General features: G+C 52.6%; 8 protein-coding genes. 7 read left to right on the forward strand and 1 reads right to left on the reverse strand.

What is annotated here, in order from left to right:
- The first annotated feature begins 1,253 nt into the window (after positions 1-1,253).
- The 5 genes from Mal48_RS05530 to Mal48_RS05550 all read left to right on the forward strand — a co-directional run bounded on the left by Mal48_RS05530 (position 1,254) and on the right by Mal48_RS05550 (position 9,683).
- Entirely contained in the window at positions 1,254-2,918 is a 1,665-nt protein-coding gene (locus Mal48_RS05530; RefSeq protein WP_145205774.1) for an efflux RND transporter periplasmic adaptor subunit, read from the forward strand.
- A gap of 11 nt (positions 2,919-2,929) precedes the next feature.
- Positions 2,930-6,172: an efflux RND transporter permease subunit gene (locus tag Mal48_RS05535; protein ID WP_145196918.1), complete on the forward strand. Its 3,243-nt coding sequence runs from the start codon at positions 2,930-2,932 to the stop codon at positions 6,170-6,172.
- 30 nt (positions 6,173-6,202) lie between these two features.
- Complete coding sequence (locus tag Mal48_RS05540; RefSeq protein ID WP_145196920.1) at positions 6,203-6,565, forward strand: RND transporter; 363 nt, start codon at positions 6,203-6,205, stop codon at positions 6,563-6,565.
- Between the two features lie 259 nt (positions 6,566-6,824).
- Positions 6,825-7,265 carry a thioredoxin family protein gene (locus Mal48_RS05545; RefSeq protein WP_197442084.1) on the forward strand — a complete coding sequence of 147 codons (441 nt, stop codon included), beginning with the start codon at positions 6,825-6,827 and terminating at the stop codon, positions 7,263-7,265.
- Between the two features lie 255 nt (positions 7,266-7,520).
- Positions 7,521-9,683: a heavy metal translocating P-type ATPase gene (locus Mal48_RS05550; protein WP_197442085.1), complete on the forward strand. Its 2,163-nt coding sequence runs from the start codon at positions 7,521-7,523 to the stop codon at positions 9,681-9,683.
- Here the strand turns inward: Mal48_RS05550 and Mal48_RS05555 are convergent.
- The gene (locus Mal48_RS05555; RefSeq protein ID WP_197442086.1) at positions 9,669-10,808 is read right to left on the reverse strand and encodes a mercuric transporter MerT family protein; all 1,140 of its coding nucleotides are present in this window, start codon (positions 10,806-10,808) and stop codon (positions 9,669-9,671) included. The two genes, Mal48_RS05550 and Mal48_RS05555, sit on opposite strands and share 15 nt — an antisense overlap.
- Positions 10,809-11,043: 235 nt before the next feature.
- On the opposite strand from Mal48_RS05555, the gene Mal48_RS05560 reads away from it, so the two are divergent.
- Both Mal48_RS05560 and Mal48_RS05565 read left to right on the forward strand, forming a co-directional pair.
- Positions 11,044-11,448: a heavy metal-responsive transcriptional regulator gene (locus Mal48_RS05560; protein ID WP_145196924.1), complete on the forward strand. Its 405-nt coding sequence runs from the start codon at positions 11,044-11,046 to the stop codon at positions 11,446-11,448.
- A gap of 414 nt (positions 11,449-11,862) precedes the next feature.
- On the forward strand, positions 11,863-13,233 hold the full coding sequence (locus Mal48_RS05565) for an APC family permease (protein ID WP_145196926.1): 1,371 nt from the start codon (positions 11,863-11,865) through the stop codon (positions 13,231-13,233).

The raw sequence follows: 13,233 nt of genomic DNA on the forward strand, positions 1-13,233 counted from the left end.
CTGGGGAGTTTTAGGCGTCTCGTCTTCCTGCGACCCACTGTCGACACCTGCTTGAGTTGAAGCATGGTGACAACAATGAGACCTGCATGCGCGGGTGAGAGAATCCCCATCGTCAATCAAAGTTGTCCTATTCGGTGAAGCGCACCAACACGGAACTATCGCCTGATACGCCAGCAGGGCGATGAGAAGAACAGGCAAGAATTGACGAAGCGACACGATCTGCATCCATGCAAAACGAAGATTGAGGTTGTGAAGTTGGCCCCCAGACGTTTGGGAGTTGATGGAACATTCCTCCTCATCACTCATCGGAAACGTTCAATCAGCAACTTGCTTAGAATGCATTCCTCCCCGTGAACTAATACAATCGATAAACTTTGCCTTTAGCTGTCGCACAACAGAGTTTTCAATCCCAACTGGGAAAGTCCTAATCGTGTGTGAGATCCGAAATGTCTGGAAGGCGAGAGGAGTAGGCATGGAGTCTAGTTCGAAAATTCTCTCTTGTTTGGTACTTTTATCGCTGGTACACTGAGGAAATAGTTCGTTGCGGTCCGATGGAAGATATTGCATATCGCCCCCCTTAAAGATTACAAATGTTTCAGTTTTCACTCATCACAGTTCTCGTTTTTCGAGTCTTGCTTTGCCCAATTTTTTGTGCGGCGGGTTGTGATGTGGTTTGCGCAGAAGTCGAAAAGAGCAGTTGCAATTGCTCTCAGAACAATTCCTCGCAGGCTTGTGAAAACGTTTCTGATCCGGAACCCTCGGAATCTCCAGGCAATTGCCCAGTTCCTTGTGATTCCAGTTGTATCTGTAAGGGCACGCACGAATCTCAGCATCGAGACGTAGTGGTCTTTTGTGAACAGTTGACGGAACTTCTTCCTGCTGTACTGCACGATGTGGATGTCGAGAAACCGTTTTCCATCCATTACCGATGGCGCGAGGGTCGGCCAGATCTCCTTAATGGTCAGTCGGTGCGCCTCGTCTTCAGCTCTCTGACAGTGTAACTCTCTGCTGGCAGTCCGTCCTATTGATTGGTCATTACTCCGGAACATCCATGTTCCGAGTCGTCCATGGGCTTTTCGATGGACTAGATAATCGTTGAGACGCGCTTCTCGTTGCGTCAACAACTGTTTCTTCCCATTCAGAAGTGGATCGCTCCGTATTCGGTGGCTTTGTCCCTACGGTGGTCAAGGTTCTGGGAAGCACCATTTCAGTGAACCTTTTCCAGCAGGAGAATTATAATGTCCAATTCCATGATGGATGTGACGACCAAGCACGCTACATCTTCTCCACCAAATAAAGTCGATGACAAACCAGTTGAATCGCCTCCTCAAGGGCGATCTCGGGGAGTCTTCGGTCGTACCGCCAGACTCGTGCTTTCCAGCTTAGGACCGACGCTGGTGCTGATTGGCTTCGCAGCGGTATTTTATTATGGACACCATCACGATTGGCGAATCCCCAAGTTTGCTGCATTGACGGGACCAGTAGAAACTTCAGTCGATGACTGGTGCGAAGAGCACGCTGTGCCCGAGTCGATCTGCGTCGAATGTGATCCGACTTTGATGCCAAAAGGTCCCGACTATGGTTGGTGCGCCGATCATGGCGTCCACAATTGTACGCTTGATCACCCGGATGTATCCCAACTCAAGGAACCGCCCTCTCAGAAGGAGCTTGTTGCGGACTTGCAACGAGCAGTGCGAGCATTCGAGATCGCACCTCGCAAAGAAAACAACAGCAGCTGTGGCATCTACAAGACCCGGATTCAATTCGCATCGATCGAAGCAGTGCAACAGGCGGGAGTTGATGTCGAGTTGGTCGAGCGACAGTCGATTGTTGAGTCGATCTTCGGCAACGGCGAAATTGTCTACGATCCAACGCGACTCGCCAGCCTGGCGTCTCGTGTTCCGGGGAGCGTTTGGAGCGTTTCCAAAAACATTGGTGATCCAGTTTCTGAAGGAGAAGTACTGGCGGTCATCGATGCTGTGGAAGTGGGTGACTTGAAGACAATGTTGTTGCGGTCACTCGCTGAAGAAAAACTCCAGCGGCAAAACGTTGCCCGGTTGTCGCAAGCTGGGAAAAGTGGAGCGATTGCTGGTTCGAGAATCCTTGATGCCGAAGCCGCCCTTGCCAAAGCACACGCCGACGTCCTCAGTGCTGAACAATCACTGATCAACCTGGGATTGCCGGTCGATGTAGATCGGCTGCGCGAGCTATCGGAGAAGCAAGTGCTTAACGAACTTCGCATGCTCGGAATCCCTGAATCGTTACGCAACCAGATCAACTTAGAAACTGCTACAACGAATTTGCTGCCGATTCTCTCACCAATGAACGGGATTGTCGTTCAACGATCTGTGACTCCCGGTGAAGTCGTCAATCCATCTCGAATTCTATTTCAAGTCGCCGACACCCAGCAGATGTGGCTGCAACTGAGCGTGCCGCTAGAGAATATGGATCAACTCGAAGTGGGTCAGCAGATCCGATTTACTCCAGACGGGAGTCGTCGTGTTGTTGAGGGGAAACTGGACTGGGTCAGCACATCGGTTGACAAGGAAACACGGATGGTGGGAGTGCGCGCCATTCTCGCCAACACAGATGGAAAGCTGCGGAACGAAACATTCGGCATGGGGGAAATCATCCTGCGCGAAGAATCCGATGCCATCGTGATCCCGACTGGATCATCGCATTGGGAAGGTTGCTGTCAGGTCGTCTTCGTTCGCGACAAAAACTATTTCGACAGCCCCGACAGCTACAAAGTCTTCCATGTTCGTTCCGTCCGATTGGGAGCCATTAACGGTGATGTCACCGAAGTTCTCTCCGGTGTGTTGCCCGGCGAAGTCATTGCGACTGCGGGCAGCGATGTGTTGAAAGCACAGTTACTGAAAAACAATCTTGGTGCAGGCTGTGACTGCGTCGCTGAATAAGGAGAGCAAGGATGCTGAATTGGCTGATAGATTTTTCACTCAAGCACCGCGGGCTGGTGATTCTGGCGGCGTTGCTGTTTGCTGTAGTCGGCGTTTTCTCGCTCCAACAGCTCGATATTGACGCATTTCCGGACACGACTCCGGTTCAAATACAGATTAACACTGTCGCGCCATCACTGGCATCTGAAGAGATTGAGCGGCAGATTACTTTTCCTGTCGAGCAAGCCATTAGTGGTTTGCCGGGGCTGCACGAACTCCGTTCAATCTCGAAGTTCGGACTGTCGCAGGTGGTCTTGATCTTTGACGATGGCATTGACATCTATTTTGCACGTCAACTGATCAACGAACGACTATCGACGGTCGAACTGCCCGATGGGATTCAGCGACCACAGATGGGACCGGTTTCTACGGGTCTCGGTGAGGTCTTCCATTACGTGGTGGTCTACGAAGGAGTCGATCTTTCTCAAGTCTCTCGTGCGGAACGGGTCAAGCGACTCACTGAACTCCGCACCATTCACGACTGGGTCATCAAACCGCAATTGCGTTCTGTTCGAGGCGTCGCGGAAGTCAACAGCTGGGGTGGTTACGAGAAGCAGTATCAGGTGCGGATCGACCCGGACCTGCTACTCAAATATGGACTGACGTTCGAGCAGGTCAGTGAAGCCATTGAATCCAACAACGAGAACGTCGGGGGCGGGACAGTCACCGACGGCAGCGAGATGCTGCTCGTTCACGGCGTCGGTCGAACCGTGAGCATCGAACAAATTGAAGAAATTATCGTAACGGCAAAAGATGGCGTGCCAGTGCATCTTCACGACGTCGCGACCATCGAGATCGGACACGAGATTCGTCGCGGAGCCGTTACGGCTAACGGTCAAGGAGAAGCAGTACTCGGCCTCGGCTTCATGCTGATGGGTGAGAATAGTGATGAAGTCACATGGGCACTCAAGGAGAAACTCGAACAGATCAAGGAAAGTCTCCCTGCCGGTGTCGCGATTCAAACAGTCTACGACCGCACTGAGTTGATCGACCATGTCATTCACACTGTACAAAAAAACTTATTCGAAGGTGGTTTGCTCGTCATTGCCATTCTGTTTATTTTCCTTGGCAATCTCCGAGCCGGATTGATCGTTGCTATGGCGATTCCGTTGTCCATGCTGTTTGCGTTCTCGGGAATGCTGAAATTTGGAATTGCCGCCAGTTTGCTCAGTCTGGGGGCAATTGACTTCGGACTGGTCGTCGACAGTTCGGTGGTGATGATCGAAAACTGTGTGCGGCATTTGGCTCACAATCGAGACGGCAAGAGTCGTCTTGAAATCATTCGTGAAGCAGCGATTGAAGTGCGTAAGCCCACGATGTTTGGCGAATTGATCATCATGATCGTCTATCTACCGATCCTCACGCTGGAAGGCATCGAGGGTAAGCTGTTTCGCCCTATGGCGCTAACGGTAATTATGGCACTTGCCGGATCGATGGTGCTGTCATTGACTCTGATGCCTGTCCTGGCAAGCATCTTTCTTCCGAAGAACATCACAGAGAAAGAGCCGCTCCTGATCCGGGTGCTGAAACGGCTATATGCTCCCGTGCTGCGATTCACGATGCACCACAAGGCATTCATTATCGGTTCAGCTCTGTTGTTGATGGTCAGTGTGTTCGGTCTCGTTGCGCCCAACCTTGGCAGCGAGTTCGTGCCCCGGCTTTCAGAAGGAGCCATCACACTCAACGTGGTTCGACTCGCCGGGACACCGTTGGAAGAATCGATGCGGTACAACACACGCATGGAGCAAGTTCTGCTGGAGAAATTTCCCGACGAGGTCAATCAGGTCTGGAGTCGGATCGGAACTGCGGAAGTCGCGACCGACCCAATGGGCACGGAATTGACGGACCTGTTCATCACCCTGCATCCGCGTGAACAGTGGACGCGGGCGCAGACGCAAGAAGAACTGACCATTCTCGTACAGCGAGAACTTCGTGACCTCCCCGGTCCTCGCCTGGCGTTGTCGCAGCCGATTGAAATGCGAATGAATGAAATGATTTCGGGTGTTCGATCGGATGTCGCAGCGATTCTGTATGGTGACGACTTGGACCTGATGAACGATAAGGCAATCGAGATTGAGCGTGCCCTGAACTCAATCGATGGTGCCGAAGACGTCAAAATCGAACAGATTTCCGGTCAACCGGTTCTTCAAATTCAAGTCAAGCAGGATCAGATTGCCCGCTACGGAGTCTCCGTGCGTTCGGTCATGAACATTGTTCGTTCTCTTGGTAGCAACCATGTTGGCGAAGTGTATGAAGGACAGCTGCGATTTCCTTTAGTCATTCGACTCCCAGAGGAAGCCCGAGCTAACCCTGAAGCTATCGGCAACATATTAGTAGCCACGCCGTCTGGGCAACGCATCCCGCTCTCGCGTCTAACTTCTATTGAGCGAGTGGAAGGTTTCAACACGATTAAACGCGACTGGTATCAGCGTCGCATCACGATTGAAGCCAACGTTCGTGGTCGCGACCTGGGCAGCTTTGTCGCTGAGGCTCAGCGAGTCATCGATGAAAAAGTTCAGCTGCCTGCGGGACGCTATCGCGTGGAATGGGGAGGGCAATTCGAGAATCTCGAACGTGCACAAACAAGGTTGCTTATTGTCGTGCCGATTGCCCTGATGATGATCATGGCATTGCTCTACATGACGTACCGCAACTGGATCGACTCATTGCGAGTTTTTACAGGTGTTCCGTTTGCCTGGATCGGCGGAGTGCTTGCACTTTGGATCCGTGATATGCCGTTTTCGATTTCAGCGGCGGTGGGCTTCATCGCACTGTCCGGTGTAGCCGTGCTCGACGACATGCTGCTGGTTTCCACTATTCGACAGCTGCGCAAGCGTGGTCGTTCGCTGGATGAAGCCGTTGAAGAGGCTGCGATGACCAGATTACGCCCGATCCTGATGACGACTTTGGTGGCCAGTCTCGGCTTCGTGCCGATGGCCTTTAGTACGGGGATGGGCGCGGAAGTGCAACGACCACTGGCAACGGTCGTGATCGGTGGCGTGTGTAGCGCCATGATAATGAGCCTGCTGGTATTACGAGTGCTTTACGTGGTCTTCAATCTGCCCACAGAGAGCCACGATGAAGATGGAGGAGACGATGATGGTCATCGTCTTGAACCAGATGAACCGACCGACCCGGAGACCGGACTGCAGTTTGATTCTGCGTCAAAGCCAGAGTCACAGCAATGGTCCGAACCAACGACGGTCACAAATTAGAAATTCGGCACAGAGCCGAAGGAGAACGAAATGAATTGGATGATGAGTATGCGTGGTCTGTCGCTGGGTTTGCTGGCAACGGCAGCGATTGGACTGGCCGGATGTAGTAACAGCGAAACTGCTTCCGAACCTGATGAATCCTCGGCTGCCGCTAACACAGACGTCGATCACAGCCATGGTGGCTATTGGTGCGTTGAGCACGGAGTTCCAGAGGGTGAATGTGCTCGCTGTGACAAGTCACTGGTCGCAGAATTTAAGGAAGCGGGTGACTGGTGTGAAGAGCATGATCGACCAGAATCGCAATGCTTCATTTGCGGTCCAAAACGGGCGGAGAAATTCATCGCTCAGTACGAAGCGAAAACCGGTCACAAACCACCGGAACCGACTGAGTAGGACGTGATTCCAACTCGACGGAATTAGAAATTGAATGAATCGGTCGGGTGTCGGCAACATGGCACGTGTCGTTGTGTTGCTGACATTCTCGGCTGAGTGCGCAATCATTTGAAGACTGTCTTTAGCGTGTCAGTCGTTCGATTGAGGTGTCTCCAGGCTACTAAACCGTACCCAATTCCTTGATGAACACCGATTGAACCTGTTTCTTGCTCGTCCGAACGAATGGATCGAAGAAAAGACGAGGCGATATACATACAATATGAAATTAGACTTCAAAATACTCACTGGTGTGTTAGCAATCATCGTGATTGGATGTGATAGACAGCCGCCAAAGGACATGCAGTCTTTGGGGAGCGTTGAACCAGTCCATCTGTCAGATACCAACTTCCATATTGAAGTGATTGAAAGTCAAGTGCCGGTTCTCGTCGACATGTGGGCACCGTGGTGCCATCCCTGCATCGCGATGAAACCAACAATTCGTGACGTTACCGAGGACCTCAATGGCACAGCCAAGGTTGGCGAATTAAACATCGAAGAAAACCCCTTCATCAAAGAGAAATATAACATCGACAAGTACCCGATGCTGTTGATCTTCGTCGATGGCAAAGAAGTGCAGCGACTCGTCGGGATGAAGACACACGATGAGTTAGTTGAAGCCGTGGTGACATCTACCGTGCGACACAATGCAGGGGTAAATTGAGCAGAACATGATGGCATTAAGAAGGGAATGCACTCCGAGTTCTGTTTTCGAAATTTACCGGGCCAATTTTAAACGACACATCAAGTATGAGCGGATGCTTTTGAGAATTCTTGCTGCCGCAAACATTGAAATGCAATCGAGGGATGAGTAACGAGGAACTTCTATACAAACTCACGCGTTTTGGTTTCTTTTGGCTCTGACCTTCATTCGTGTCTGAGCCATACAATAGCATCGAAAAAACAATAGAGATTGGTCATGTCATCAGAAATGCAACTGCGAATACGCGGAATAGATTGCGCTGAGGAAGTCACGTTGCTCAAGCGTGAACTGTTGCCGATGGTGGGTAGCGAAGAACGGCTGGGATTTGATGTTCTCAACGGAAAGCTGGTCGTTGAGCGACCCGCAGAAGTCTCAGAGGCGGACATCCTTTCGGCCATTGAGCGAACCGGATTAAAGGCCGAGCCGTGGCAAGATAAGTCGCAGAGCCGAGATGATCTTTCCTTTTGGCAACGCCATCAACGGCTCGTCCTGACTGCTGTCAGTGGGGTGTGCGGACTTGCGGGTTTAGTGGTGCAACTTGTCGCTGGTGAATCTGCACCTGTGCCGGTCACGGCAATCGCGTTGTACAGCACCGGCATTGCCGCTGGACTGTTGATGGTGTTGCCGAAAGCATGGCGGTCGCTTGTTTCATTGCGTCCGGATATGAATCTGTTGATGTCCGTGGCCGTCGTCGGAGCCGTGCTGATCGGTGAATGGTTCGAAGGTGCGACCGTCGCATTCCTGTTTTCGTTTTCGCTGCTACTGGAATCATGGAGTGTCTGGCGTGCCCGTCGGGCCATCGCTTCGCTGATGGACTTGTCACCTCCGACCGCTCACCTGCGGGATAAAGCAGGTCATGTCAGCGATGTCGCTCCGAAGGAAGTGCCGGTCGGTTCAACCGTGATCGTGCGACCGGGTGAGAAGATTCCGTTGGATGGTCTCGTCAGCGAAGGAGCCAGTAGTGTGAATCAAGCACCGATCACCGGTGAGAGCGTCCCTGTTGAAATAGAAAACGGTGACGAAGTCTTCGCGGGAACAATCAACGGCGACGGCCTGCTGGAAATCGAAACGACGAAGGCGGCTGACGATACGACGCTGGCTCGCATCATCAAGATGGTCGGTGACGCCGGCTCCAAGCGTGCTCCCTCGGAAAAGTGGGTCGAGAAGTTTGCTGCGGTCTATACACCTGCCGTTATGATCGTCGCTCTGTTGATGCTGGTGATTCCGCCTCTGGCATTCGGCGAGGAGTGGGCGGTCTGGCTGTACCGGTCGCTGGTGCTACTGGTAATTGCCTGTCCGTGTGCATTGGTGATTTCGACGCCGGTGAGCGTGGTGGCATCACTCGCAGCAGCGGCTCGCAACGGCGTTCTCATTAAAGGCGGTGTGTTCGTCGAAATGCCTGCTCAGTTAAATGCCATCGCCATGGATAAGACCGGCACATTGACACAGGGGGCACCGACTGTGGTAGACGTAGTGCCGATGAACGGACACGACGAAACGGAACTGCTGACTCGGGCCGGGGCATTGGAGCTGAACAGCAATCATCCGCTGGCCAGAGCGATCGTCGAAGAAACAAAACATCGCGGCATGACGATTCCAGCTGCGGAACGATTCGCGACCATTCAAGGAAAAGGTGCTTCCGGCGTGATCAACGGAAAACCTTATTGGCTTGGCTCACACCGTTATCTGGAAGATCGCGGTCAGGAAACGCCCGAAGTTCACAATCAACTGGAAGCGATGCAAGGAGCCGGTCGCACCGTCGTCGTTGTCGGCAATGATGAACATGTCTGCGGATTCATCACCCTGGCCGATGCCATCCGTGAAGAGACTCGTGAGGCGATTCACCAACTTCATGAAGCGGGCGTGAAACAGATCGTAATGCTGACCGGCGACAACGCAGGCACTGCACAAGCGATCGCACAAGAGGCGGGAATCGACGAAGTTCAGGCAGAGTTATTGCCCGAGGACAAAGTCTCCGCCGTCGAGCGACTCGTCGAGCAGTACCAGTTCGTCGCGATGATCGGCGACGGCGTCAATGATGCTCCCGCGCTGGCCCGCGCATCCTTGGGGCTCGCAATGGGCGCCGCCGGAAGCGATGCGGCAATCGAAACGGCCGATATTGCGTTGATGTCGGACGACTTGTCGAAGCTACCGTGGCTGATTCACCACTCGCGACGAACGCTGAGGATCATCCGCCAGAACATTGCCTTCTCACTGGGGGTCAAGGTCCTGTTCGTCATCCTCACGTTCGCAGGACTCGCCTCTCTCTGGGCCGCCATCGCAGCCGACATGGGAGCCTCACTGCTGGTCATCGGCAATGGACTGCGGCTTCTAAAGTCAACCCAAGGCATCCTTTGTTCCTACTCAAAGAGACTCTGAGTTCGCAGGCTGTACACGATAACCAGCATGACTCAAGATAGCCAATATCGCGAGCTCGGGAATTGGGTCGCCAGGTTTCACGCCGACGACCGCCTGTCCCTTCTCGTAGTTGACATCAACGGCGACGACGCCGGGCACCTGACGGATCGCTTGAGCGACCGTCGTCGCGCAGCCTTCACAACTCATGCCTTCAATCTGGAACATAGCCCGGTTCATATCCTCTGTCACGGCGGCGGCATCATTCGTGCCAAACAACACACCGACGTAGCTGGGGAAGAAGAGGAAGGCGACCGCCAGCACCGTCACAACCCACAACATGACCTTGTTCATCGACATCATGTTGAAGCGACGTTTACCGGTCGTGGCACAGCAGTCGTCCGCCACTTCACTTTCCGTGGTACAGCAGTCGTGTCCCGATTCGGCAACAGCTTTCGTGGGACGGTAGGTGAAGTAGAACGCTGCGCCGAGAAATCCGAACGTCACGACCATGAATAGTGGGCGATACGTTTCCAGCGTGGCTGCGATCCCGGCCCCGGACACGCCAACCGCCAGCAGAAGCAGCGGTAGCCAGCAACAGGCCGAGGCCATGATCGCCGAGACGACAGTGCCGATCTTGGCGATTTTCTCGCCACGGCCTGTCGATGATTTCGCCGTCGATGTGGGCGTCACGTTCAAGTCATTCATCCGTATTTCCTCCTGAGCGATTTGGATACCTTTCGTCACACTCCCCAGACAGCACGAACCGCTCGGATTGGAAGTCTCACAGTGACAGCCGGGGTCTTTCATCTTCGCCCGGATGTCTTCCAGAGCGTCGGAGCGGCCCTTCGCGCCAAGTTCCTCTTTGATGCTGCCAACCGAATGCCCGAAACAGTAGCACAGGGCGCGCTCCCCGCTGGACTCCTTCTCACCGACCGGAACTTTCAGTTGCGACTCGGTGAACTGCGTGTCTTCTTCCTCAGCGAAGTACACTACGTCGCAGTCCTGCGATGGGCAAAACCGCCAGCCAGTGTCATCTTTGACGGATGCGCAATCTTCACTTGCCGTAGCACAGCAGGATCGACTGTCTGCTGTGAACTTTTCGGCGAACTCGTCATCGAGCAACGCGCCGAGCGTCAATGTGCTCACTCGTTTGGCCTTGTGTCCACAGGACGGACACTGAACCCTCTTCGTTGTCTCGGTCTGCTTGCTCATCACATCGTTACTCCGTGTTCGTGCTCACCTTGATTGCTTCATGGACATTTCTCCTGTATTATCGAGGTTGCACTTACGTGTAAGGTCAAGCCGGATTCGCGATTTCTTGACTTTTTCCTGAGAAAGTCAGCGTTGCGCCGTTTTTGCACATGGCCGGTGAAGAATTGAAATGAGCAAACGACTGACAATTAGTGAGGTGGCGAAAGCCGCTGGCATCCCCATATCCACTCTTCGCTACTACGAGCGGATCGGTCTCGTTGAACCAGAAGATCGTAGCTTTGGGAACTACCGACTCTACAGTGACCATTCGCTTAAGAAACTGAAGTTCATCCGAGCGGCGCAAGCCATCGGCTTCACACTGGAAGACGTCAAATCACTGCTTGCCGACGGCGAAGGCAAAGCACCAACGTGCGGCAACGTTCAGGACCTCATTGAAGCACGATTGACCGATGTCGAAGAACGCCTCAAAGACCTGCGGCACGTTCGCAAAGTGCTGAAGTCTGCTCTGGACCAGTGTCAGGGTCAAGAGCAAACAAAATGTTGCCACGTCGTGAAGGAGCTCAAGGCGTTATAGAATAAGTTTGTCACATAGATAGTCAGTCATGTGACTCGAATGACGGCTTCTGCTATCGGGTTGATTGATCGTTTTTGACGTTGATATTTTGCTAGTCCGTACACTAAGTAATATTGATGCCGCGATTAGGATCTACGGAGCAGACCTAAGATTTCAAGAGATCTTTAATTCGTAACGTTGGAAATTCTTGCTACATCTGTACGGAATTTGAAGAATTCCTATCCCCCCAAATAACTCATCAATCTCACGGTACAGTGTTTGCGTAGATCGTAGAAACACAACAACTTTCGCTTCGCGAGCGAATTCGCCCATTAAATCGTATCTGAGCTTGCGAAGTTTTCGTGAGGCAGGAAGAAGCATTTCATTGCTTGGTGGCAATTACGAGATTGCTCACAAACACAAACTGAGATCAATATGACCGACGAAATCAATAGCAGCAATTCCAAGTACAAAGAAGGAAGTCTTTCCCTCCCCGGTGCAGTGGCGATGGGGACTGGCGTGATGATTGGGGCAGGAATTTTTGCTCTCACCGGTCAGATGGCAAACCAAGCGGGGAGCCTGTTTCCCTTTGCGTTTCTATCAGCTGCACTGGTCACGGCATTCAGCGCGTACAGCTACATCAAGATGTCGAATGCTTATCCATCTGCGGGTGGCATCGCAATGTATCTGAAAAAGGCTTACGGAGAAGGAACGGTCACCGCCGGCTGCGCGATGTTGATGTACTTCTCGATGGTCATTAACGAGAGTCTGGTCGCTCGGACCTTCGGGGCGTATACCTTGCAGTTGTTCGACGTCGAGAAAGATTCTTGGCTTGTCCCAGTGCTTGGCGTAGGTCTGTTAGTGTTTGCGTTCATTGTGAACATCATGGGCAACGATTTTATCGGCAAGATGTCGATGATCACCGCTGTCATCAAGATTGGCGGCATTGCCATCTTTGCGGGCATTGGGCTATGGCTCTCGGGTTTCTCGTTTCAAACCGTCACCAGTATGAAAGAAGCAGGCGGAGGAGGCTTTCTGGCAGCCACAGCCTTGGGGATTCTGAGCTATAAGGGATTCACGACCATTACGAACAGTGGTGGAGAACTAAAGGATCCACACAAAAATGTCAGCCGGGCGATCATCATTTCGATCTCGATCTGCGTCGCTTTGTATCTACTCGTGGCGTTTGCCGTCGCTGGAAGTCTGAGCCTCGACGAAATTATCAAGGCCAAGGACTACGTGTTGGCGGAAGCGGCTCGGCCCGTGCTGGGGCAGTATGCGGTGTGGTTCACTGTCGGCATCGCGATTGTTGCGACTGTTTCAGGAGTCATTGCAAGCACCTTTGCCGTCTCACGTATGTTGGCGATGCTCTCCGAGATGGGGCTTGTGCCACATCGCCATCTTGGCATGCCGGGAGACGTTCAGAAACACACGCTCGTGTATACAATCGTTTTGGCGATCCTGCTCACAATCTTTTTTGATTTGAGCCGTATCGCTTCGCTGGGAGCGATCTTCTACATCATCATGGACATCGCAATTCATTGGGGCGTCTTTCGTCATCTCAAGGAAGACATCAAAGCCAACGACTTCATTCTGATCTCGGCAATCGTCCTCGATGTGATCGTTCTAGGAGCTTTTCTCTTTGTCAAAGTCTCCTCTGATCCACAAGTTTTGATTGTGGCTGCAGTCGGCCTGGTGATGATCTTCGCAGGAGAGAAATGGTTCCTAAAATGGAAACCGGACTACCTGACCGAAGATGATATGCGTAACGATTCCTCGCATCACGACGATGAACCAGCTTCTTGA

This window comes from Thalassoglobus polymorphus (assembly GCF_007744255.1).
Taxonomy (GTDB): Bacteria; Planctomycetota; Planctomycetia; order Planctomycetales; family Planctomycetaceae; genus Thalassoglobus; species Thalassoglobus polymorphus.

Coding starts and splice junctions, on each gene's coding strand:
- Mal48_RS05530 (WP_145205774.1), top strand. CDS start 1,254: ATGGATGTGACGACCAAGCACGCTACATCTTCTCCACCAAATAAAGTC.
- Mal48_RS05560 (WP_145196924.1), top strand. CDS start 11,044: ATGAGCAAACGACTGACAATTAGTGAGGTGGCGAAAGCCGCTGGCATC.
- Mal48_RS05545 (WP_197442084.1), top strand. CDS start 6,825: ATGAAATTAGACTTCAAAATACTCACTGGTGTGTTAGCAATCATCGTG.
- Mal48_RS05565 (WP_145196926.1), top strand. CDS start 11,863: ATGACCGACGAAATCAATAGCAGCAATTCCAAGTACAAAGAAGGAAGT.
- Mal48_RS05550 (WP_197442085.1), top strand. CDS start 7,521: ATGTCATCAGAAATGCAACTGCGAATACGCGGAATAGATTGCGCTGAG.
- Mal48_RS05535 (WP_145196918.1), top strand. CDS start 2,930: ATGCTGAATTGGCTGATAGATTTTTCACTCAAGCACCGCGGGCTGGTG.
- Mal48_RS05540 (WP_145196920.1), top strand. CDS start 6,203: ATGAATTGGATGATGAGTATGCGTGGTCTGTCGCTGGGTTTGCTGGCA.